This is a genomic window from Paenarthrobacter sp. FR1 (assembly GCF_051106045.1).
GTDB lineage: Bacteria > Actinomycetota > Actinomycetes > Actinomycetales > Micrococcaceae > Arthrobacter > Arthrobacter nitroguajacolicus_A.
This window is the reverse complement of sequence record NZ_JBPFSF010000005.1, coordinates 36,322-57,648: the sequence shown is the minus strand read 5'-3', so window position 1 is coordinate 57,648 and position 21,327 is coordinate 36,322. Positions and strand designations below refer to the sequence as shown.

21 protein-coding genes are annotated in these 21,327 nt (G+C 63.4%); 12 read left to right on the top strand and 9 right to left on the bottom strand.

Annotated features, from left to right (window positions below; all coding sequences use genetic code 11):
- Positions 1-47: 47 nt before the first annotated feature.
- Both ACR30Z_RS11250 and ACR30Z_RS11245 read left to right on the top strand, forming a co-directional pair.
- Positions 48-653 carry a malonic semialdehyde reductase gene (locus tag ACR30Z_RS11250; protein ID WP_434372618.1) on the top strand — a complete coding sequence of 202 codons (606 nt, stop codon included), beginning with the start codon at positions 48-50 and terminating at the stop codon, positions 651-653.
- A gap of 373 nt (positions 654-1,026) precedes the next feature.
- On the top strand, positions 1,027-1,527 hold the full coding sequence (locus ACR30Z_RS11245) for a 2'-5' RNA ligase family protein (RefSeq protein WP_434372616.1): 501 nt from the start codon (positions 1,027-1,029) through the stop codon (positions 1,525-1,527).
- Between the two features lie 103 nt (positions 1,528-1,630).
- Here ACR30Z_RS11245 and pgm read toward each other — a convergent pair whose 3' ends face one another.
- Together pgm and ACR30Z_RS11235 are read right to left on the bottom strand one after the other, a co-directional pair.
- Positions 1,631-3,292 carry a phosphoglucomutase (alpha-D-glucose-1,6-bisphosphate-dependent) gene (gene pgm / locus ACR30Z_RS11240; protein ID WP_434372614.1) on the bottom strand — a complete coding sequence of 554 codons (1,662 nt, stop codon included), beginning with the start codon at positions 3,290-3,292 and terminating at the stop codon, positions 1,631-1,633.
- A gap of 201 nt (positions 3,293-3,493) precedes the next feature.
- The gene (locus tag ACR30Z_RS11235; protein WP_434372613.1) at positions 3,494-4,249 is read right to left on the bottom strand and encodes an SDR family NAD(P)-dependent oxidoreductase; all 756 of its coding nucleotides are present in this window, start codon (positions 4,247-4,249) and stop codon (positions 3,494-3,496) included.
- Between the two features lie 220 nt (positions 4,250-4,469).
- Here ACR30Z_RS11235 and ACR30Z_RS11230 point away from each other — a divergent pair, with 220 nt between their 5' ends.
- Positions 4,470-5,114, top strand: a complete 645-nt coding sequence (locus ACR30Z_RS11230; RefSeq protein WP_434372612.1) for a DUF4190 domain-containing protein — start codon at positions 4,470-4,472, stop codon at positions 5,112-5,114.
- Between the two features lie 91 nt (positions 5,115-5,205).
- Here the strand turns inward: ACR30Z_RS11230 and ACR30Z_RS11225 are convergent, their stop codons facing one another.
- From ACR30Z_RS11225 to ACR30Z_RS11210, 4 genes are all read right to left on the bottom strand, one after another.
- On the bottom strand, positions 5,206-6,207 hold the full coding sequence (locus ACR30Z_RS11225) for an IS481 family transposase (protein ID WP_434372611.1): 1,002 nt from the start codon (positions 6,205-6,207) through the stop codon (positions 5,206-5,208).
- Between the two features lie 112 nt (positions 6,208-6,319).
- Positions 6,320-7,819, bottom strand: a complete 1,500-nt coding sequence (locus ACR30Z_RS11220) for a peptide MFS transporter (protein ID WP_144653170.1) — start codon at positions 7,817-7,819, stop codon at positions 6,320-6,322.
- A 54-nt stretch (positions 7,820-7,873) separates the two neighbouring features.
- Entirely contained in the window at positions 7,874-9,310 is a 1,437-nt protein-coding gene (locus ACR30Z_RS11215) for an amidase (RefSeq protein ID WP_434372610.1), read from the bottom strand.
- Positions 9,303-10,046, bottom strand: coding sequence for a Type 1 glutamine amidotransferase-like domain-containing protein (locus tag ACR30Z_RS11210; protein ID WP_434372608.1), 744 nt, complete (start codon positions 10,044-10,046; stop codon positions 9,303-9,305). Before ACR30Z_RS11210 ends, ACR30Z_RS11215 begins: the two co-directional genes overlap by 8 nt.
- 140 nt (positions 10,047-10,186) lie before the next feature.
- Between ACR30Z_RS11210 and ACR30Z_RS11205 the strand changes: the two genes are divergently transcribed.
- The 3 genes from ACR30Z_RS11205 (at position 10,187) to ACR30Z_RS11195 (ending at position 11,819) form a co-directional block, all read left to right on the top strand.
- Positions 10,187-10,513: a rhodanese-like domain-containing protein gene (locus ACR30Z_RS11205; protein ID WP_144653167.1), complete on the top strand. Its 327-nt coding sequence runs from the start codon at positions 10,187-10,189 to the stop codon at positions 10,511-10,513.
- Positions 10,514-10,543: 30 nt separating this feature from the next.
- A complete protein-coding gene (gene pheA / locus ACR30Z_RS11200; RefSeq protein ID WP_434372606.1) occupies positions 10,544-11,473 on the top strand; it encodes a prephenate dehydratase in 930 nt (309 codons plus the stop codon).
- Between the two features lie 115 nt (positions 11,474-11,588).
- The gene (locus tag ACR30Z_RS11195) at positions 11,589-11,819 is read left to right on the top strand and encodes a hypothetical protein (protein WP_434372604.1); all 231 of its coding nucleotides are present in this window, start codon (positions 11,589-11,591) and stop codon (positions 11,817-11,819) included.
- Here the strand turns inward: ACR30Z_RS11195 and ACR30Z_RS11190 are convergent.
- Positions 11,816-12,877, bottom strand: a complete 1,062-nt coding sequence (locus ACR30Z_RS11190; protein WP_434372602.1) for a diacylglycerol/lipid kinase family protein — start codon at positions 12,875-12,877, stop codon at positions 11,816-11,818. The two genes, ACR30Z_RS11195 and ACR30Z_RS11190, sit on opposite strands and share 4 nt — an antisense overlap.
- A 112-nt stretch (positions 12,878-12,989) precedes the next feature.
- Between ACR30Z_RS11190 and serS the strand changes: the two genes are divergently transcribed.
- A complete protein-coding gene (serS, locus tag ACR30Z_RS11185; protein WP_144653163.1) occupies positions 12,990-14,270 on the top strand; it encodes a serine--tRNA ligase in 1,281 nt (426 codons plus the stop codon).
- On the opposite strand, the gene ACR30Z_RS11180 is transcribed toward serS, so the two are convergent.
- Positions 14,267-15,007: a class I SAM-dependent methyltransferase gene (locus tag ACR30Z_RS11180; RefSeq protein ID WP_434372600.1), complete on the bottom strand. Its 741-nt coding sequence runs from the start codon at positions 15,005-15,007 to the stop codon at positions 14,267-14,269. The two genes, serS and ACR30Z_RS11180, sit on opposite strands and share 4 nt — an antisense overlap.
- Before the next feature lie 174 nt (positions 15,008-15,181).
- On the opposite strand from ACR30Z_RS11180, the gene helR reads away from it, so the two are divergent.
- From helR to ACR30Z_RS11160, 4 genes are all read left to right on the top strand, one after another.
- Positions 15,182-17,425, top strand: a complete 2,244-nt coding sequence (helR, locus tag ACR30Z_RS11175; RefSeq protein ID WP_434372598.1) for an RNA polymerase recycling motor ATPase HelR — start codon at positions 15,182-15,184, stop codon at positions 17,423-17,425.
- Positions 17,426-17,458: 33 nt separating this feature from the next.
- Positions 17,459-18,304, top strand: coding sequence for an HAD family hydrolase (locus ACR30Z_RS11170; protein ID WP_144653160.1), 846 nt, complete (start codon positions 17,459-17,461; stop codon positions 18,302-18,304).
- Between the two features lie 57 nt (positions 18,305-18,361).
- Positions 18,362-19,201, top strand: coding sequence for a helix-turn-helix domain-containing protein (locus ACR30Z_RS11165; RefSeq protein WP_434372596.1), 840 nt, complete (start codon positions 18,362-18,364; stop codon positions 19,199-19,201).
- 74 nt (positions 19,202-19,275) lie between these two features.
- Positions 19,276-19,671: a DUF1761 domain-containing protein gene (locus ACR30Z_RS11160; protein WP_434372595.1), complete on the top strand. Its 396-nt coding sequence runs from the start codon at positions 19,276-19,278 to the stop codon at positions 19,669-19,671.
- Between the two features lie 3 nt (positions 19,672-19,674).
- Here the strand turns inward: ACR30Z_RS11160 and ACR30Z_RS11155 are convergent, their stop codons facing one another.
- Positions 19,675-20,415, bottom strand: coding sequence for a GAF and ANTAR domain-containing protein (locus ACR30Z_RS11155; RefSeq protein WP_144653157.1), 741 nt, complete (start codon positions 20,413-20,415; stop codon positions 19,675-19,677).
- A 135-nt stretch (positions 20,416-20,550) separates the two neighbouring features.
- Here ACR30Z_RS11155 and ACR30Z_RS11150 point away from each other — a divergent pair, with 135 nt between their 5' ends.
- Positions 20,551-21,327, top strand: a complete 777-nt coding sequence (locus tag ACR30Z_RS11150) for a sigma-70 family RNA polymerase sigma factor (RefSeq protein ID WP_144653156.1) — start codon at positions 20,551-20,553, stop codon at positions 21,325-21,327.

Here is a 21,327-nt window from a genome sequence, read left to right as displayed (position 1 = left end):
GTAGTGCCCGGCCGGCTCAGGGCCAGGGCCCAGCGAAAGGTTTACCCATGACGATTGCACACGAAGAAGCAGTCATTGACGCCGCCGCCGTCGACGCCATCTTTGCCGAAGCCCGTACGGCCAACAGCTTCGCCGGTGAGGTCACTGAAGAGCAGGCCCGCGCCATTTACGAGCTCACCAAGTTCGGTCCCACCGCCTTCAACTCCCAGCCCCTCCGCGTGACCTACGTCCGTTCAGATGAGGCCCGCGCCAAGCTGGTAGACCACCTCTCGCGCGGCAACCAGGCCAAGACTGCTTCCGCTCCGCTGGTTGCCATCCTGTCCTACGACACCGACTGGCAAGGTCAGTGGGACAAGTTCCTGCCCGCCTATGGCGCGCCCAAGGCCATGTACGACGCCGATCCCGCCTTCGCGGCCTCCACCGGCAACAACAACGCCCACCTGCAGGCCGGCTACTTCATCCTCGCCGTGCGCTCCCTCGGTTTCGCCGCTGGCCCGATGACCGGCGCTGACTTCGCCGCCATCGACGCCGAGTTCTTCCCTGCCGGCGACCAGAAGAGCTTCCTCGTGGTCAACATCGGCCAGCCCGGCCCGGACGCCTGGGGCGAAGCCAAGCCGAAGTTCGCCTACGACGACGTTGTTCGCACCGTCTAAGACTCCACAAAAAACGCCCGCTCACACGCATGTGAGCGGGCGTTTTGCGTTGCTGGGGGTCAGGCCGCTTCGTCGAAGTCGCCAACCCCTGCGGAAACCCAGAAGCCGATGGTGAGAGAGCGTCCGGAAACCTTGGACGCTCTCTCACATCCCAGCCTCTTTTTCGGAACGCTCCATCACATCCCACATCGAAGGGCATGGCTCCAACTATTGGCGGGGTGCACCGGCCCTTGGTCGTCATCCCGTCGGGCAGCAGTTCCTATGACCGGATGGAGATTTCCGCTTGCCCCGACCGTAGGGATGTGAGTGAGGGTTGGGGGTTTGGGGGTGGGATGTGAGTGAGGGTTGGGGGGGTGGGTGGCACACTATGCCTATGCGGAACCTCATTTGGGTGTCGTTCACCGAGCCCGTGCAACCGGGGCTGGTGTTTCCGCGCAGCGACTGGCCGCTTCACATCACGCTGTTAAGGTTCGACGTCGGCGATGACGTGAGTGCCGACGTCGCCGGTGTTTTGGCGGACTTGGCCGAAGCGCCTGTCAGGGGAGCCCTGGGAACGCAGCTGACCGTAGGAGAAGAGGCGGGCTTTGGGCACTTGGGGTCCATCCCGGTGAGCCTCATCCACCACAACCCGCTGCTGCAGGGACTGCATGAAGAGATCGTGGATGCCGTGACCAGCATTGGTGGGAGGATCGCTACGCCGAACTATGTCCTGGAACGGTATCGGCCGCACATCTCGCATCACGACGGCAAGCGCCCCAAGTCCGGAGACGTCGTCGTCCTTGATCAAGTAGCGCTGGTAGACATGGCTCCACAAGGTGACCACACCATTCGGAGGATCCTCCGGCTCTGGACCCAGGACACGCACAACGCCTGACGACAAAGAAACGGGCTGATGACACCCGAATTCAAGTGTCCTCAGCCCGTTTCAGTGGCGCCAGCAAATATGCGCGTCGCCAGCGTTTCCAGCTAGGCGGAACCTAGGCAATAACCCCGTCCACCAGCGCCTTGGCTTCCTCCTGGACGAGGGCAAGGTGGTCAGCGCCCTTGAAGGACTCGGCATAGATCTTGTAGACATCCTCGGTGCCGGAAGGGCGGGCCGCGAACCAGGCGTTCTCAGTGACAACCTTCAAGCCGCCAATGGAAGCGCCGTTGCCCGGGGCCTCAGTGAGCTTGGCAGTAATCTCTTCGCCGGCAAGGGAAGTGGCGGTGACGTCGGCTGCGGAGAGCTTGCCCAGCTTGGACTTCTGCTCACGAGTCGCGGCAGCGTCGATGCGGGCGTAAACGGGTGCGCCGAACTGGTCGGTGAGCCCCTTGTACAGCTGCGACGGGGACTTGCCAGTGACAGCCGTGATTTCCGAAGCCAGCAGGGCCAGCAGGATGCCGTCCTTGTCCGTGGTCCACACGCTGCCATCAAGCTTGTTGAAGGAAGCGCCTGCCGATTCCTCGCCACCGAAAGCGCCTTCGCCGGAGAGCAGGCCGGGCACGAACCACTTGAAGCCAACGGGCACCTCCACCAGCTTGCGGCCGAGTCCGCCAGCCACGCGGTCGATGATGGAGGACGAAACCAGCGTCTTGCCCACCACTGATTCCGGGTTCCAGCCGCTGCGGTTCCGGTACAGGTAGTCGATGGCGACGGCGAGGTAGTGGTTGGGGTTCATCAGCCCGCCATCAGGTGTGACGATGCCGTGGCGGTCGGCGTCGGCGTCGTTACCGGTGGCGATGTCATAGGCGGCAGTGCCATCGGCACCGGCGGCCATCCGCTTGATCAGCGACGCCATGGCCGACGGCGACGAGCAGTCCATGCGGATCTTCTCGTCCCAGTCGAGGGTCATGAAGGCCCACTGCGGATCAACTGTGGGGTTCACTACCGTCAGGTTGAGCTGGTGGCGCTCGCCGATCTCGCCCCAGTAGTCCACGGAAGCTCCGCCCATGGGGTCGGCGCCGATGCGGACGCCGGCCTCGCGGATGGCGTCGAGGTTAAGCACGGACGGGAGGTCGTCCACGTAGCTGCTGAGGAAATCGAACTTGCCGGTTGTGTCGGCGGCCAGGGCATCGTTCAGCGGCATCCGCTTGACGCCGCGGAGCCCGTTCTCCAGAAGTTGGTTGGCGCGGTCGGCAATCCAGCCAGTGGCGTCAGTGTCTGCGGGGCCGCCATGCGGAGGGTTGTACTTGAAGCCACCGTCGCCGGGCGGGTTGTGGCTGGGAGTGACCACGATGCCGTCGGCCTGGGGAGTGCCCGGCCCGGCTTCGCGGTTGTACTTGAGGATGGCGTGGCTCAGGGCCGGTGTCGGTGTGTAAGCGTGGCGGGCATCCACCAAAACGGTCACGCCGTTGGCGGCCAGCACCTCCAACGCAGAGTTCTGCGCCGGCTCACTCAAAGCGTGGGTGTCACGTCCAATGAACAGCGGGCCGGTGATGCCCTGGCGTCCGCGGTATTCAACGATTGCTTGTGTGATCGCAAGGATATGCGGCTCGTTGAACGACGCTTTCAAGCTGGATCCACGGTGTCCCGACGTTCCAAACGCCACACGCTGCGCGGGATCGCCCAAGTCCGGAGCTACGTCGAAATACGCGTCCAGCAGTGCTGTGATGTCAACAAGGTCCTGGGGAAGGGCAACTGTGCCCGCTCGGCTAGCCATGGGGTCCAGCATGCCAGACCGCACGGCTTGCTGACAGGAAATGTCCGGGATCTGGCCCCTGTGACGCTGAATGGCGGAGAACCGGCCCAAAAGGCAGCAAGGTTTACCCCGCGTTCAGGCAACGTTGCTAGCCACAAGGAAAAGCTCCCTCCCGGTCCGAAAACCGGGACGGAGCGAACTCATTCCGAAAGATCCCGAGCGTTAGACGGCGGTGTAGCCACCATCAACCAGTACGTACGAACCCGTCATGAAGCTGGCCTTGTCCGAGAGGAGGAACGTGGTGACGTTCGCGATCTCCTCGGCCTGTCCCAAACGGCCCAGGGGGTGCTTGGCTTCGAGTCCGTTGATGACTTCCTTCGGAGCAGCGGCCAGCAAAGGTGTATCGATGTAGCCGGGGCCGATTGCGTTGACACGCAGGCCTTGGGCCCCATATTCGGCCGCAGCGTTCTTGGTCATGCCCACCACGCCGTGCTTGGCTGCCGTATACGCGGCATTGCCGGGAGCTGCGACGGCACCATGAATCGACGCCATGTTCACGATGGCACCTTCGGACGCGCCAGCGGCAAGGATGGCCGGTACCTGATAGCGCATTCCGTAGAGGACTCCGCTCAAGTTGATGGCGATGACCCGATCCCAGTCTTCGATGTCGATTTCTCCAACAGGAGCGCTGGCCCCGCCGATACCGGCGTTGTTGACGGCGTAGTTGAGGGCGCCATAGGTCTCCACGGCGAAGTCGACGGCCTTCTTGCTGTCCTCGGCCACCGCAGTGTTGCCTTGGAACGGAACTGCCGTGCCGCCGTCGGCCGTGATCTGGTCCGCGACGCGTGTGGCGGCGTCGAGGTTCACGTCTACCACCACAACGTTGACGCCGTTCTTTGCGAGGTCCTTGCTGATCGCTTCCCCGAGCCCTGAACCGCCGCCAGTGATGAGCGCGGTCTTGCCTTCGAAGTTACCCATGATTCCTCCTTCGCGGGACGGATCCCGCAAATTTCCTTGGTGAGCGCTGCTTAAGTCGCTACTGGTACAAACCAAGTGGGACTCGGAAAAATTCCATGCGTATGCATGAATATGACCTACATCGCATTTACTGCCCTGCTCATGGGCCAGCCGCTACCTTCTGCGGCACCCCGGACGGCGGTAGTGTTGGGATCAAAGACCAAGATGCAGGGGGATTCCTATGTCAGATCAGCCATCCAAGGGCAACGAAGACAAGCCGGCCGGTTACGAGCCGCCGCAGTACGTTCCGCCCGCACAGTTCAGTGCCCCGGAGAGCGCTCCCGGGGAGAACGTTCCCGGCCAGGGCGTGCCCGAGCAAGGCGCCAACCCCACTCAGCCGCTCCTGCCATACGAGCAGAACGCCTACACGCAGAACGCCCAGGGCCAAAACGACTTCTACACGCAGCCGCAGCCGCCCACCAGCCAGGGTGCGTACACGCCGGGCGACTACAGCCAGCAGCCTCCGTCGCCCTACGGCCAGCCGCCCAGCCCATACCAGCAGCAGGCATTCGGCCAGCAGCCGTACGGCCAGCCCCAGTCGCCCTACGGCCAGCCGGCCTACTATGCCATGCCCACGCAACCCAAGGGCCTGAGCATTGCCAGCATGTGCTGTGGCATCGCTGTCTATGTGGGCTTCGGCTTCTTCATCCTTCCGCAGATCGCGGCCGTGATCCTGGGCCACCTCGCCCTGAAGCGCGAGCCCGCGGGCAAGGGCATGGCGATTGCCGGCTTGGTGATGGGATATCTCGGTGTGGCGCTGACCATCATCTTTGGCATCATCTTCTTCGCTGCCATCGGCGCCTCAAGCAGCAGGTACAACTACTAAATCCGTAGCAGACAAAGAAACGGACCAGCGACACCCGGATGTGGGCGTCGCTGGTCCGTTTGTGTGTCGTCAGCCGGGAGCGCTAGCTGTACTAACCCGGTAGGTTGTTGACGCGGTTGGCTGGGGAGGCGCCTTTGAGTGCGGTGTGTGGCCTGCTGCGATTGTAGTGCTCGATGAAGTCCTGGTAGCAGGCTTGGCGTTCGGTTTCTGATGTGTAGTGCCGGGCGTAGGCCCATTCCTCCAGGAGGATGCGGTTGAAGCGTTCGACTTTGCCGTTGGTCTGGGGTCGGTAGGGTCTGGTGCGTTTGTGTCGGATGCCGGCTTCCGTCAGGGTTTGGGCAAAGAGGCGGGACCGGTAGCAGGAGCCGTTATCGGTGAGGACCCTTTGGATCTTCACGCCGTGGGCGGCGAACGCTGCAATCGCGTTGCGCATGAAGGCCGCGGCCGTTTCCTTGGTCTCATCCGGGCAGATTTCGGAGTAGACGTAGCGGGAGTGGTCATCGACGGCGTGGTGGATGAACGTGAAGCCGCGGAGCAGGCCCCTGTTCTTCCGGGCGCCTTCGGACAGGTTCCGGGCACGGGCGTTGGCTTCCCCTGCTACCCGGCCCAGGCTTCGGTGGCCTCCGCCGTCGGGGATCCTGCCGAGTTTCTTCACATCAACGTGGATCATCTCGCCCGGCTGCGTGTACTCATAGCGGTGGGCGTGTTCCCGGCGGATCCTGATCCCGGTGGAACGGTCCGTGAAGCGCAGCGGCGGGCAGTGGTAGCGGCGCAGGATCCGGTGGACCGTGGAGATGTTCAAGTGCAGGTGGTAGGCGATCCTGGCCGGTCCCCAGCGCTTGGAGGTTCTCAGGCCCACCACCCGGCGTTCTGTTCGCATTGCACTGCGGTGCGGACAGCTCAACGGTCGACAGGGCCGGTCCTGCATCCCGGCTTCGCCGAACTCGACGTAACGCTTCGCCCAGCGGGCCGCGGTCGGGACAGAGACGTTGAACCGCTCAGCCGCGCGGCGCAACGGCCAATGATCGTTCACCACGCACCGGGCGAGCTTCAACCGGCCGGCAGGGGCAAGGATCGCGTTAGAGTGGGACACGAGGACCTCCTGGACATTGTGTTTGCTCTCGACAAGCTCCACACAACACCCGGAGGTCCTCTTTATCGCGTTACTCCCAGCCCCGTGTCATCAACCTGCCGGGACAATACAGCTAGCGGACGCCGCCCATGAGCTTCTTGATCGCCGGCGAAGCCGCAGCCAGGCCAAGGGCGAGGACCATTGCCACACCGCCGATGCCCAGGAAGTACGGGAGCTCGTCCTCGGGGTTGTACAGGCCGGCAAGGATGCCCGCCAGCGTGGTACCGAGGGAGACCGACAGGAAGAACAGTGCCACCATCTGCGTGTGGAAGGCCTGCGGGGCAAGCTTGGTGCTCACGGACAAGCCGATGGGGGACAGGAACAGCTCCGCCAACGTGAACATGAACAGGATGCCGACCAGTGCCAACAGCGGCGTCTTGCCGTCGCCGGCCAGCGGGATGAACGCAAGGAAGGCCAGGCCCATGATGAACAGGCCTGCGGAGAACTTCAGCGGTGAGCTCGGCTGCTTGGAGCCCAGCTTGGTCCAGAGGGCTGCCATGACGCCGGCGAAGATGATGATGAACACCGGGTTGATGGACTGGACCCACGCGGCCGGCATTTCCCAGCCGAAGAGGTTGCGGTCCAGCTTCTCCTGCGAGTAGACGGCAATAAACGTGAACTGCTGCTGGAACAGCGCCCAGAACGCAGCGGAGGCGATGTACAGCGGAATGAAGGCGACAACGCGCTTTCGCTCCACCCCCGTGACCAAGGGGCTGCGGAAGATCAGGAACAGGTAGATCACCGAGGCTGCAATGGCTGCGTACGCCATGCTGCGGGCCAGGTTGTTGGCATTGACGAAGCCCGTGCCGAGCAGAACGCCGATGACAATCAGGATGCCCAGGAAAATCAGTCCGTAGCGGGTACGGTCCTTGGCAGGCAGCGGGTTGGGAACGCGGTGCGCCTCTTCGGGAAGGCGCTTCCGGCCCAGCGAGTAGATGACCAGGCCGATCGCCATACCTACGGCAGCGGCGCCAAAGCCGATGTGGAAGCCGTAGCTGGTCTGCAGGAAGCCGGTGACCAGCGGGCCGATGAGGCCACCGATGTTGATGCCCATGTAGAAAATGGAGAAGCCGGCGTCGCGACGCTCGTCCTTCTCGCTGTACAGGGTGCCCACCAAGGCGGTGGCGTTGGCTTTCAGGCCACCGGAGCCGATGCCAACCAGCACCAAACCGGCGATCAGGCCCGGAATGCCCGGGATGAGGGCCAGTGCGATGTGGCCGGCCATGATCATGATGGCCGAGCCGAACAGGACCTTTTCGGAGCCGAAGAGACGGTCGGCGAGCCAGGCGCCGAGGATCGTCGACAGGTAAACGCCACCACCGTATGCACCCACCAAACCAGCGGCGAGGCCCTGGTCAATGGAGAGACCGCCCTGCTCGGCGGTGAAGTACATGTAGTAGAGCAGGATTCCCTGCATGCCGTAGAAGGAGAATCGCTCCCACATTTCCACGGAGAAGAGGCTGGCCAACATCTTTGGGTGGCCGAAGAATGACGTATCGCCCGCTGGCTTGGCGGACTCAGCCGTGGTTTGAGGTGTGCTCATTTTCTCAATGCTGGCACTGACTGCGGGCATTGTCACATCGATATATGCCCGGGGCAACCACTTTCCATATGTTAGACGCTCTTCTTACCGGGCCTCGAGGGCGGCCGCGATCTGGAGAAGCAGCAGTTCAGATCCCATGCGGCCAATGATCTGAATCCCCATGGGCAACCCGGTGGCAGTGGTGTGCACCGGGATGCTGATCGCAGGCAGCCCGCATACGTTCACCATGGAGGACCACGGCGCGTACTCGCACTGCCGTTTGTAGTCCTCATCTGCGTCGCCGGCCCACTCGCTCGGCCACGGTTCGCCGCTGTGCCCGCCACCGGTGAACCAACCAATGGGACGCGGCGTCTGCGCCAACGTCGGCATGAGCATGAGGTCCCACTCCGAGTACTGCGCGATGGTGTCGTGTTGGAACTGCCGGAGGAAACCCAGGGCTTCGTTGACCTTCAATGCGCTCCGCTGTTGCGCCCGACGCCGGAACGTCCGGGTCAGCGGGGTCAGCAGCGCCTCCCGCTGGGGTGCTATTCGGGCACTCCCGACGCCGGCAGTCCAGGCAGCGGTGAACGCCTCGGGATAGCGGTTGTCATAGCGGATCTCCGCCTCGGCGATGCTGTGGCCGGCCTCTTCAAGCAGCTTGGTGCCGTGCGCCAGGGCATCCAGCGCCTCCTGCTCGATTCCGAACGGAAATGTGCCCGCCCACGGACTGTCCAGGCTCAAGCCGATCTTCAACGGTTCCGGCGCCCGTCCAACATTGGCGAGGTAGCCGCCGTCGGGCGCTTGCTCCAGGGGAACCAGCGCGTCCATGAGCAGGGCTGCGTCAGCAGCCGTCCGCGCGAGTGGTCCGGCAACCACCAGCTTGGCGGAGTCACCCGCGCTCGCGCCGGACGGCACCACACCCCGGCCCGGCTTCAACCCGACCAGACCGCAGGCGCCGGCCGGAATGCGTATGGACCCGCCGCCGTCGGTTCCTGGCGCGAACGGAACCAGCCCCGCGGCCACCGCGGCAGCGCTGCCGCCCGACGACCCGCCCGAGCTTCGTCCCAAGGCGTGAGGATTGCGCGACGGCGGTGCGACGCGGTTCTCGCTGTAAGCCGTCAGACCAAACTCCGGAACCTGGGTCTTACCAAGCGAGATGACGCCTTGGCCCTTCAATGCTGCCGCCAGGGCACCGTCTTCCGGCGCGGCCTTGTGCTCCAAGGCTGCGCTGCCGTGCGTCGTGGGAACGCCGGCCACGTCGGTGAGGTCCTTGAACGCCGTGGGTATGCCATGAAGCAGGGGCAGCTGTTCCAGGCGGCCTTCCCGGGCGAGACTGGCGTGCAGGTTATCCGCGGCCTTGGCATCCATGAGGGCTTGTTCGGCAGTCACAGTGACGAAGGCACCCAGCTGCTTATTGTGGGCCTCAATGACCGAGAGGAAGTGCGCCGTGGCCTCACGTGCCGACAGCTCGCCGGACCGGAGGGCATCGCGGAGTTCAACAGCGGTCAGACGCGAAAGGTCCTGCAGGGAAAGATCAACCAAGGAAACGCGACTCCAACCGTTCCTCCACAGCAACAGCGTCCACGCTCTCGCCAGCGCCGGCGGTGACCCGGAAAGCGGCCTTGTTCTTCACTTCGGACACCACCTCCACTAGCTCGGTTCCCCGGTAAACCAGTCCAACGCCGTCGTCCGTGCAGTGCGTTTCGCCCAGCGTTCCGCTGGCCACCAGCTTATGGATGGCCGGCGCGCGGCGCGGTTCCGAGTCGTAGTGGACGCCGTTGCCGTAGGGAAGGAAGCCCAAGGCGTTGGTGACAGGGCGCAGTTCAGGTCCGAACGAATCCGTCACCCCGCCCTGGAACCAGCAGATGGAACCTGCGGAGACTCCGGCCAGCACTGCGCCGCCCTCCCATGCCTTTCGGAGGATCCGGTCCAGTCCGTGCGCACGCCAAACGGCAAGCAGGTTCACTACGGAGCCGCCATTCACCCAGACAACGTCCTGTTCAAGAAGGTGCGCCTCTGGGTCCTCGATATTGGGCATGGTGAAGAGGTTGAGGTGGCTGAAGTCGAATCCCGCAATGCGTGCAGCCTGATCCATTTCCGCGGCCCACCATCGCTGATCGCCGGATGCCGTCCCGAGGTGCGTAACCCGGGGCGCGCGGCCGGAGACCCCGGACAGTTCCACGGCGTAGTGCATCAAGTGGTTGAACTCGATCCTGGTACGGTCGCCCGGTTTGTATCCGCCGGATGTCGCCAGAATGGTGGGTTGCCCAGCAGCCATGGGTTACTCCTTAAAGCTGATCGCGGGGGAGTGCTTGGGTCCCAGTCTTAACGTCCGGGCAACCGTTCGCAAGCGCAGGCACAGTGTCCCGCTTGGGGACTAGGCTGGATGCTGACCTTAATCGATGGGAAGGACCCGCCATGAGCGACTTCGAAACCGTGCCTGTGGGCGACATTCCGGCCGACGCCAGCATCCTGGACGTCCGCGAAGACTACGAATGGGTGGCTGGCCACGTGGAAGGCGCGCGCCACATCCCCATGGACCAGCTGCCGGCACGCCTGGACGAACTTGATCCGGACGACGACCTCTTCATTATCTGCCGCACCGGTGGCCGGTCCTTCCGGGCCGTGCAGTGGCTGGTGGGGCAGGGCTACTCCGCGGTGAACGTGGCCGGCGGCATGGATATGTGGTTCGAAGCAGGCAAGCCTATGGTGTCCGACAATGGCCTCAAGCCGGTAGTTTTGTAGCCCACGTATATAACCAGCAAGGAATATTGGATGTCAGCTACGTATACCTTCCTCGGCCCCGAGGGGACCTTCACCGAGGCTGCCCTCATGCAGGTTCCGGGTGCTGCCGACGCCACCCGGATTCCTTGCACCAACGTGAACACGGCACTGGAACGGGTTAGGGTCGGCGAAGCTGACGCAGCAATGGTTCCCATCGAAAACTCGGTGGAAGGCGGGGTGACCGCCACACTGGACGCGATTGCCACGGGCCAGGAGCTTCGGATCATCCGAGAGGCCCTTGTTCCCATTACCTTCGTGCTCGTGGCGAGGCCCGGCGTCGAACTTTCCGACATCAAGCGGATCTCGACGCACGGCCACGCGTGGGCGCAGTGCCGCCTGTGGGTGGATGAGCACCTGCCCAACGCCGACTATGTTCCCGGGTCGTCCACGGCAGCATCTGCCATGGGCCTGCTGGACGAAAATGCACACTATGAGGCCGCCATTTGCGCTCCGTTGATCGCCGCCGAACAGCCCGGCCTCAACATCCTGGCCGAGAACATTGGTGACAATCCTGATGCAGTCACCCGGTTCATCCTGGTGAGTCGGCCGGGACTGCTGCCGGAACGCACCGGCGCGGACAAGACCACGGTTGTAGTGCCGCTGCCCGAGGACCATCCCGGTGCGCTCATGGAAATCCTGGACCAGTTCGCCTCCCGCGGAGTGAACCTGAGCCGCATCGAATCGCGCCCTACCGGACAGTACCTGGGCCACTATTTCTTCAGCATCGACGCCGACGGTCACGCCTCGGACTCACGCGTGGCTGACGCCCTGGCCGGCCTGCACAGGATCAGCCCGGCAACGCGGTTCCTGGGCTCCTACGCCCGCGCGGACAGGCAGGCGGCCGTCGTTGCTCCGCATACTTCGGACGCTGCCTTCGCCTCGGCCCATGCGTGGGTTGATTCGATTCTCAAGGGCCAATAGCGACGCCGCGGGGCGGCAAATCATTGACGCTTCAACCCCTTTCGCAGCCATGCAAGTGTGCGTATGCTTGCCTGATCCATAAACGATGGATGAATACCAAACGAAGGGAGCGGTCATGACTGTCCACAGCGATGACAAAGACGGCCAGGGCATGATCGTCAATCCCAAGCCCTCAAGTGAAAACAACGATGACTGGGACGGCGACGAAGCTGATCGTGCGGATCGCCTGCGCTTTGAAGAAGAACAAGCCATGATCAAGGAGCAGTCCGAGGCCCGCGCGGCGGCCAAGGCGGCGGCTGAAGAAGCCGAGAAGACCGCAGCGCAGCCTGACAAAGGCGCTGTCTAAACGATTTTGGCCTTTGGCACCCGGACCAGCAGGGAGCCTGGTTGCACGCGTACGGTGACCTCTGTCGCTTCACCGGAGGGGTCGCCGTCGAGCTGTGTAGCCATGGGTTCCTGGCTGCTGATGGTGACTTTCCCTGAGCGGTAGAAGCTCATCATGGGCAGGTTGCGGTTGTGCTTGAACAGGACCTTTGTGTACATCAAAAGCCAGCCGAACGCACTGCGCGGGCTCATGACCACGATGTCCAGCATGCCGTCGTCCACCATGGCTTGGGGAATGAAGTCGATACCCCCGGGAATCAAGCCGCAGTTGGCAAAGAGCACGCTGCGGATCTTCCGGGCCTGCTCCGGTTGATCATCCATGGTGATGGTGACCCGTTTGCGGCGGCCGGGCAGGTGACGGACACCGGCCTCCGTGTAAGCCAGCCAGCCAACTGTCTTCTTGAGGTCTTCCTTGGTGTCCCCAACAACCTCGGCATCCAGGCCCATCCCGGCGATGACCAGGAAGGTGTGGGCAGATGCTTCACCGGTGATGCTGTTGGCGATGTTCATGGTGGCGGTGTCAATGAACCGCTGATGCCCAAACAAGGCAGTCTGGATGCAGTCCTCCATGTTGGTCACGTCCAGGTCGACGTTGCGTGCCAGCAGGTTTCCCGTGCCCAGTGGGATGAGGCCCATCGCAACGTTCTTGTGCGCCAGGCACTCAGCCACTACGCGGACTGTGCCGTCGCCCCCGCACGCCAAAACGACGTCGGCGCCGTGCGCCAAAGCCTGCCGGGACTGGCCGTAACCCGGGTCATCCACGGTGGTTTCAAAAAAGGTGGGGGCATCCCAACCGGCGAGTTCGCAGGCGTCGATGATCGCTTGCCGAGCTTCCGCCGCGTTGTTCTTCACGGGGTTCAGGATCACGGCAACTTTCTGGTCCCCTGCGCCTGGCTTGTGGGCGTCCTCCCGCACCGCGCTCCTGATGTGCCGGGCTTTCAATCGGCGCACACCCCACCAACTGGAGACGGCAAACGCCACGCCCCCAGCGAGAATCACGTACAGGATCCAGTCGCTCATGGTACTCCAACACTATCCTCCTGGGCAGTGCTGCCTTTGCCTCCCACTTGGAGCGGCCCGCCTTTACCCGTCCCGGGCCGGAAATCCGCGGCTGATTCGATACTCTTGTGTGGTGATCGACGTAAAAGACCTCAGCGAAAATCCGGACAAGTTCCGTGCCAGCCAGCGCGCCCGTGGCGCCGACGAGTCCGTTGTGGACGCGATCATCTCCGCTGACTCTTCCCGCCGCGCTGCTCTGATCCGCCACGAAACCCTCCGCGCGGAGCAGAACGCGTTCGGCAAGAAGGTGGCGCAAGCCAAGGGCGAGGAAAAGCAGGCGCTGCTGGCAGAGGTCAAGGAACTGGCCAACTCGGTCAAGGCCGCTTCCGCCGAGGCCGAAGCCGCGCAGGCCAAGCGGGATGAACTCCTGCGCGTCATCCCCAACCTGGTGGTGGACGGCGTGCCCGAGGGCGGCGAGGACGACTACGTGGTGGTCAAGACGGTGGGCACCCCGCGTGAATTCACCGACTTCGAGCCGAAGGACCACCTGGAAATCGGCGAACTGATCGGCGCGATCGACATGGAGCGTGGCGCCAAGGTTTCCGGCTCGCGCTTCTACTTCCTCCGTGGCGTTGGCGCCCGGCTGGAAATGGCGCTGCTGCAGATGGCCATGGAACAGGCCATCGACGCCGGATTCGTCCCCATGATCACCCCCACTTTGGTGCGCCCCGAGACCATGCAGGGTACCGGTTTTGATGTAAAGCACGACGCCGAGATCTACCGTCTGGCTGAAGACGACCTTTACCTTGTGGGAACCTCGGAAGTGGCCCTGGCCGGCTACCACGCCGACGAAATCCTGGACCTCTCCGCTGGCCCCATCCGCTACGCCGGCCAGAGCTCCTGCTACCGCCGCGAGGCCGGTTCGCACGGCAAGGACACCCGCGGCATCATCCGTGTGCACCAGTTCAACAAGGTGGAGATGTTCATCTACACCACGGTTGAAGAAGCAGCAGCCGAGCACGAGCGCCTGCTGGCCTGGGAAGAGGAAATGCTGGCCAAGTGCGAGCTTCCCTACCGCGTGATCGACACCGCCGCCGGTGACCTGGGCATGTCCGCAGCCCGCAAGTTCGACTGCGAAGCCTGGGTGCCCACGCAGAACGCCTACCGCGAGCTCACCTCGACCTCCAACTGCACCACGTTCCAGGCTCGCCGCCTCAACATCCGCGAACGCGTGGTCAACGACGAAGGCGTAGCCAAGGGAACCCGTGCCGTTGCAACGTTGAACGGCACGCTGGCCACCACGCGCTGGATCGTGGCCATCCTTGAGCACCACCAGAACCCGGATGGCTCCGTCAACGTTCCCAAGGCGCTGCAGAAGTACCTCGGCGGGCTTGAGGTTTTGCCGGTTCTCTAGTGGTGTTTGCGGGCAACAACGATCAGCTCGCCGTGCCCGCTGCCGACTTCCTCCCCGGCCCATCCACCCAGGATCCGCTCAACCGTGAAGCCGGCCGTGCAGAGATCGTGCCGCAGCTGTTCCTCTGTGCGGAACTTCAGGACTGAGGTTTCGGCGTCCTCGGGATGACCGGCGCTGACGCGGTGCTCTGTGAAGGTGACCAACCCCGACTCCTCCACGGTTTCGCCAATCCAGGTTTCCACGGCTGACCCATCGGGGAGGGTCCGGGTGGCTCGTGTATCGGCTGGTGTCCAACGCTCCCACGCTCGAGCAGCAGGATCACGGGAATCGAAGGCCAATCGTCCGCCGGGTACCAGTGCCCGGTGTACGTCGGCAAGTGTGCGGGACCAATCGGCGTCGTTAGTAATCGCCTGGGCGACGTGCGCCGTCATGATCGCGACGTCGAAGACTTCATCTTCGGGGATCTGAGCCGACGTGCCGTCGATCCACGTCACGTCCTCAGCGCCGCGTTTCCCGCGAGCTGCCGCAAGGGAGTTGATGTTGGGGTCGATGCCGACAACGCGATGGCCTGCGGCCGCAACGGCGAGGCTGACCCGGCCCGTGCCGCAACCCAGATCCAGCACCCGGCTGTGGGGCCGCTCATTCACGAAACCCAGGAAGAAGTCGTCATCCGCCGCCCATTGGTTCTCGGCATCATAGAGGTCTGAGAGCTGGGCTCCGGTCATTTGTGGAAGCATCCGCCTACCCTACAGTTCCGGGCTGCATTCATCGGGCGAATGGGCACAAAAAAGGAAGGGAACTATCCCTTCCATATTCAATTTATAACGCACAGGGGGGCTTGCGGCAAGGGCCCCCTGGTGCCGAACAATTGATCCACGAACCCCATCACCCACGGAAAAGGGAGTCGTGCCATGCCCGAAACCAGCCCACTGAAAACCAGCGCTTTCGCCCTTCCGGAACACCTCGCACGCAAGGCGGATCCTGAGTTGATCAGCCGTGATGAACAGCAATTCGAGGCAATTGCCGCGAGCCTCTCCGAATCCATTGCCGAGATATCCAGCCGACTGGATATCACTCGTAAGCTGCCTGGTGGCCGAGGCCAAGCGGCGTTGGACCGGGATCAGGAGATCCACCGGCTCACTGCGCGGCTCCGTGCGCTCCGCCGCTTTGGATTGGATCTTTGCCTGGGTCGTATGGTCAGCGCCGACAACCCCGAGCCGGTGTACGTCGGGAGGTTGGGCCTCACCGACAACGAGGGGCGCCGGCTCCTGATCGACTGGCGGTCCCCAGCGGCCGAACCGTTCTTCGGGGCAACCCACGCCAACCCCATGGGTTTGGTGAGTCGCCGACGTTACCGCTGGACACGCGGCCGGATCAGTGACTACTGGGACGAAGTCTTCACCGCTGACGGACTGGAAGCCAACGCAGCCCTGGATGACCAGTCCGCGTTTATCGCCAGTCTGGGCAGCAGCCGCTCACCGCGGATGCGGGACGTGTTGGGCACCATTCAAGCCGACCAGGACCAGATCATTCGCGCGGGCTCGCGTGGGGCGTTGGTGGTGGACGGCGGTCCGGGTACCGGTAAGACCGTGGTCGCCTTACACCGGACGGCTTATATGCTCTACTCGGATCCCCGGCTGAGCCATCGCAGCAATCCCCGACGGAGCGACGTCCTGTTCGTGGGTCCGCACCAGCACTACCTCACCTACGTGGCCGACGTCCTTCCAAGCCTGGGGGAGGAAGGAGTTCAGACCTGCACGCTGAAGGACCTGGTCCCGGAAGGTGCCGTGGCCGCCGTCGACAGCGATCCGGAGGTGGCCCGGCTCAAGTCGTCCGTTGAGATGGTGAAGGCGATTGAGTCCGCCGTGAGGTTCTACGAGAAGCCGCCATCCGAGGAAACGGAAGTCGAAACGCCCTACGCCGACGTCCGGCTCAGCAGCGAAGACTGGGCCGAGGCGTTTGACGCAGCAGAGCCGGGAACACCGCATAACGAGGCACGTGACGACGTCTGGGAGGCCCTGCTGGCCATCCTTGCCGACAAGCTGGACGAGCACGACCTCCCCGGGAATGTGCTCCGGAGGTCGTTGTCCCACAACGCCGGGCTGCAGGAGGCATTCAACAGGGCGTGGCCGATCCTCGATTACGCCCTGTTGGTGGCTGACCTGTGGCGGGTGCCCGCCTATCTACGCCTGTGTGCGCCATGGCTGCAGCCGGAAGACATTGCCAAGCTGCAACGCCAGGACCCCGCCGTCTGGACCACCGCAGACTTGCCGCTCTTGGACGCGGCCCGTCAACGGCTGGGCGATCCCCAGGCCTCCCAGCGACGGAGAAAGCAGGAGGCCTTGCAAGCAACCGAACGCGAACTCATGGACCGCGTGGTGGATGACCTGATAGCAGCTGACGACTCCGAAAACATGGAGATGTACATGCTGCGCGGCGATGACATGCGGGACAAGCTCGTGGATGACGAGGCCTTGGAACCAGTCGATCCGGATGTTCTCGCCGGGCCGTTCGCGCACATTGTGGTGGACGAGGCCCAAGAGCTGACGGATGCGGAGTGGCGGATGCTGCTGCTTCGCTGTCCTTCCAGGAGTTTCACCGTGGTGGGGGACCGCGCCCAAGCCCGGCACGGGTTCACGGAGTCCTGGGACCAGCGTCTCAAGAGGGTAGGCATGGGCAACGTGACGCTGGCGGGGCTCAGCATCAACTACCGCACGCCGGAAGAGGTCATGGCGGAAGCGGAGCCCGTGATTCGGGCCGCCCTCCCGGATGCCAATGTGCCCACATCAGTCCGCAGCAGCGGCATCCCCGTAGGTCACGGAGCAACCCACCACCTGGACGCGATCCTGGACACCTGGCTTGCCGGGAACAGTGAAGGGACCGCATGCGTCATCAAGAAGCCCGGGGGAAGGCCCGCGAATCCGGATCGTGACCGCGTCAGGTGGCTCACCCCGGAGCTGTCCAAGGGGCTGGAGTTCGACCTCGTGATCCTCATCGACCCGGAGGGATTCGGAGTGGGCATCGAAGGTGCCGTGGACCGGTACGTGGCAATGACTCGCGCAACCCAGCAACTCGTCGTCCTCCGGAGTGCGGAGCAACCATCAAATGCCGACTGTTCACGGTCCGTTAATCCCCCGCTGTGGCGCCGGTCCTAGTTGAGTGTCGGAGGAGTCTGCTCTACTGGAACCATGACTATTTTGACTGACACTCCAGTTGCTGGCATCGATGACCAGCCAAATAACACCAACAAGCTCATGGTTGCCTTGGACGTTGACGGCACGCTGGTCGATCACGACGGCCACATGTCTCCGGGGGTCCGCTCCGCTGCCCAAGCAGTAGTGGCCAGCGGCCACGACGTCATGATCGCCACCGGCCGCTCACTCAACGCGACGCTTCCGATCATCCAGCAGATCGGTCTGGAACGCGGCTATGCAGTGTGCTGCAACGGCGGCGTGACACTCCGACTGGATCCCACCTTGGAGACCGGTTACGAGATCATCCATAAGGCAACCTTCGATCCTGCTCCGGCACTCAAGGCCCTGCGGGAACGGCTGCCCAATGCCAAGTACGCGCTGGAGGACGAGGATGGAAACTTCCTCTCCACCGAGCGCTTCCAGGACGCCAGCTTCGGCGTGGAGTCCATCGGCGTGGATTTCCAGACCATGCTGGACGCCACGGCGGTCCGCGTTGTGGTGTTCAGCAGCGACAACACCTCGGACGAGTTCAACGAAGCTATCCGACACATCGGCTTGTCCGGCGTGACCTACTCGGTGGGGTGGACGGCGTGGTTGGACATCGCGGCCGAAGGCGTCACCAAGGCCAGTGCCCTGGAAACACTGCGCAAGAAGCTCGGTACGGACCAAGCCAACACGATTGCCGTGGGCGATGGCCGGAACGACATCGAAATGCTCACGTGGGCTGGCCGCGGCATTGCCATGGGCCAGGCTCCCGACGAGGTGCTCGCCGTCGCGGATGAGGTCACCGCGTCAGTGCTCGACGACGGCGCCGCCCTGGTTTTGCGCGGCCTGCTGTAACAGCCACTCGCCGCAGCCGGGGACGGGTTCCGTGGGCGTGCTGCCTAGACTGGGGCTGTGTTCTACGAAGAGTGCCCCGCTCCGCCGAACCTGCAGCCGTTCGTTACCCGGCTGTGGTTCGTTCGCGCCAAGCCCCAGGCCCGGTACGAGAAGATTCTCCCCGGGCCTGAGGCGCACCTGATCCTGAACCTTTCGGACCCCTACCGGCTCATCAGCCCGGACGGGAACGGCGGGGAAACGGGAGCGACGGAAGTTTCCGCAGGCTTCTACGCGGGGCTGCAGCGCAGCTACCTGATCAGCGAGAACCCGGACCGGCTCTTCAACGTCGGCGCCCGCCTGACTCCCTATGGCCTTGCAGCGTTCACCAACCAGCCGCCGTCGAAATTCCAGAACCGGGTGGTGGACGCGGAAAGCGTCTTTCCGGGCTTCACCGAACTGCGCTCGCAGCTAGGGGACGCTGAACCGGGCCAGGCATTCGAAGCCCTGGCAACATTCCTGCAGCACCAGATCAGGCCCGGTTACAGCGCAGACCCCAGGGCCGTCACAGCAGTGGAAACACTAGCCCGGGAAGACCTCGAAATCAGCGTGCTGGCCGCGGAATTGGGAATCAGTACCTCTACGCTTGAACGCATCATGATGCGGGAATGCGGCACTACTGCCAAGGCCTACTCGGATGTGTGCCGCTTCAACAGGATCGTCACCCATGCAGCAGCACTGCCCAAAGGGTCAGTTCCCGGCCGGGAACTCCTGCACTTGGCCGACTACTACGACCAACCCCATCTGATCCGGGCCTTCAGGCGTTTCAGCGGGTTCACGCCTACGCAGTACCTCCAGGTGGTTCAGAGCTACGGCGCCGAATATGCCACGTTCGTTCCGTTGGAAGAAGTAACCCGGTAACTTGCGGGTTTTATACAAGACCGGCTGCTCCGCCCGGGCGTACCGTCCTTTCAGGTACTTTTGAAAGGACACCCATGGACATTCAGATCAATTGGCTCGCCGTGCTGTTGGCTGCCCTGGCAACGTTCGTCGTGGGTGGGCTCTGGTACTCACTGCTTTTCGCGAAGCCCTGGCAGAAAGCCGCGGGCGTCAGCGATGAGCAGCTGAAGTCCGGGACGGCGCGGGTGTTTGTGGGATCGTTCATCCTTGCCGTGGTGATGGCTGTCTTCCTGGCGGCGTTCATTGGCGGGGGCGGCTTCGCGTTCGGCACTTTCGCGGGCCTTGCTGCGGGCTTGGGGTGGGTGGCCACGGCGCTGGGCGTGAACTACCTGTTCGAACGCCGAAGCCTGACGCTGTTCGCGATCAACGCCAGCTACAACGTGGTCACCTTCACGGCCATGGGCGCCATCATTGGCGTGATGCAGGGCTAAGGCCTACTTGAACACGGTCTGAATGGGGCCGCCGCCAGCCGATTCGACGATGGCCTGGGCAACCACGCGCAGTTTGACGTTCCGGTTGCTGGAGGCCTTTTTGATGAGTTCCATTGCCTCCTCCTGGGTACACCGGTTCTGGGCGATGATGATGCCCGTGGCTACGTCGATCACCGTCCGGGACTCCATCGCCGCGCGCAGATTCGCGGCTGTCTGGCTGTGCTGCGCGATCAGCACGGCCAGCTGAAGGCCCTTGGACGCCTGCTCCACGTAGTCGTTGGCGCGCTGCACGGCTGCTGGGCCAAAAGCGTTGGGCCGATCTGAATACAGATTGAGCCCCGCCATGGAAGTGTCGTCCGGCAGGGGGAAGGGAACCGCCAACACGGAGCGGAGCCCATGGCCAGTGATGGCCTCGTTGTACTCGGGCCAGGTGTTGTCCTTCTCAAAGTCGGGAATAAGGACCTGTGTACCTTCGCGGCAGGCGTGGAGGCAGGGCCCGTCGGCAAACGCGTATTGGACCTCATCCAACAGCCGCGCCCGTTCACTGCTGCTGGCCACAGTGCCGGCTGTGCGCTGACGCATCAGCGTAATTCCGCAATAGACCTCCGCCCCATCGCTGCTGAACATGCTGGCCGAGTGCTGGGCCAACTCCTCGAGGAAAGCCTCGACGTCAGGCGTATTGAGCAGCAGGTCCTGAATGTCGGACAGGACCGTACTCGGCTCTGCGAGCTGTGGTTCTTCCATGTACATCTCCGATTCGGTGGACGCGGCCTACCTTTTGAGCCTAACCCCGTTGAAAGCTAATAGTAAGTGTGCTTCTCTTTTTAAGGAGTCTTGCCGTGGGCTCACCTAACCAGCAGGTTTGAGGATTGAAGCCCCATGCGACAAATCCCGCCCTTTGACGTCCCCCCACGTCCCCCCGCCGACGCACCCGAAGGGAGCATCCGGCAGAGCTTCCAGGACAGCCTGATCCTGGACCACCTGAATCTGGCCAAGTCCATCGCCTCCAGGTACTCGGCGCACACCCACGACCTCGACGACGTCAGGCAGGTGGCCTACATGGGTCTCATCAAGGCATCACGAGGCTATGACGAAGCCAAAGGGGTCAGCTTTCCCGCCTACGCCGCCCCCACCATTGCCGGGGAGGTCAAACGGTATCTCCGCGACCACTGCTGGGTTGTCCGCCCGCCGCGAACCATCCAGGACGTACGCCGCCAAGTGCTGGCACGGACGGAAGAGCTGACCCAGGCACTCCAACGGACTCCGTCCCCGGAAGAAGTCGCCGAGGACCTCCAGCTTGAGCCCTGCCAAGTCCGCGAGGCACTGATGGCTGGCACCAGTAAGCGCCCGGATTCCCTGGACGCTCCGGCATCCGAGGGGCGTGAAGGGCTTCAAGGCTCCCTGTCCGCCTTCGGGTGCCCTACCGACCGGCTCGAGGACGTGTTGGCGTTGCGCAACGCCATCCGCGGGTTGAGTGTGGAGGACCGCCACCTGCTCTACCGGCGCTACTACCGCGAAGAGACACAGTCCACCATCGCCGAAGCCCTCGGGATGTCACAGATGCAGGTCTCCCGGAAGCTGTCCAAGATCCTCGTCTCACTCCAGACGCAATTGTTGGACGAAGAAGCCCAACTGCAGGACGGAACAGCCCCGTAA

Coding starts and splice junctions, on each gene's coding strand:
- ACR30Z_RS11190 (WP_434372602.1), bottom strand. CDS start 12,877: ATGAGCGACTGGATCCTGTACGTGATTCTCGCTGGGGGCGTGGCGTTT.
- ACR30Z_RS11195 (WP_434372604.1), top strand. CDS start 11,589: ATGACTGTCCACAGCGATGACAAAGACGGCCAGGGCATGATCGTCAAT.
- ACR30Z_RS11235 (WP_434372613.1), bottom strand. CDS start 4,249: ATGGGTAACTTCGAAGGCAAGACCGCGCTCATCACTGGCGGCGGTTCA.
- helR (WP_434372598.1), top strand. CDS start 15,182: ATGCCCGAAACCAGCCCACTGAAAACCAGCGCTTTCGCCCTTCCGGAA.
- ACR30Z_RS11245 (WP_434372616.1), top strand. CDS start 1,027: ATGCGGAACCTCATTTGGGTGTCGTTCACCGAGCCCGTGCAACCGGGG.
- ACR30Z_RS11180 (WP_434372600.1), bottom strand. CDS start 15,007: ATGCTTCCACAAATGACCGGAGCCCAGCTCTCAGACCTCTATGATGCC.
- ACR30Z_RS11150 (WP_144653156.1), top strand. CDS start 20,551: ATGCGACAAATCCCGCCCTTTGACGTCCCCCCACGTCCCCCCGCCGAC.
- ACR30Z_RS11170 (WP_144653160.1), top strand. CDS start 17,459: ATGACTATTTTGACTGACACTCCAGTTGCTGGCATCGATGACCAGCCA.
- ACR30Z_RS11210 (WP_434372608.1), bottom strand. CDS start 10,046: ATGGCTGCTGGGCAACCCACCATTCTGGCGACATCCGGCGGATACAAA.
- pgm (WP_434372614.1), bottom strand. CDS start 3,292: ATGGCTAGCCGAGCGGGCACAGTTGCCCTTCCCCAGGACCTTGTTGAC.
- ACR30Z_RS11205 (WP_144653167.1), top strand. CDS start 10,187: ATGAGCGACTTCGAAACCGTGCCTGTGGGCGACATTCCGGCCGACGCC.
- ACR30Z_RS11220 (WP_144653170.1), bottom strand. CDS start 7,819: ATGCCCGCAGTCAGTGCCAGCATTGAGAAAATGAGCACACCTCAAACC.
- ACR30Z_RS11230 (WP_434372612.1), top strand. CDS start 4,470: ATGTCAGATCAGCCATCCAAGGGCAACGAAGACAAGCCGGCCGGTTAC.
- ACR30Z_RS11155 (WP_144653157.1), bottom strand. CDS start 20,415: ATGGAAGAACCACAGCTCGCAGAGCCGAGTACGGTCCTGTCCGACATT.
- ACR30Z_RS11160 (WP_434372595.1), top strand. CDS start 19,276: ATGGACATTCAGATCAATTGGCTCGCCGTGCTGTTGGCTGCCCTGGCA.
- pheA (WP_434372606.1), top strand. CDS start 10,544: ATGTCAGCTACGTATACCTTCCTCGGCCCCGAGGGGACCTTCACCGAG.
- ACR30Z_RS11250 (WP_434372618.1), top strand. CDS start 48: ATGACGATTGCACACGAAGAAGCAGTCATTGACGCCGCCGCCGTCGAC.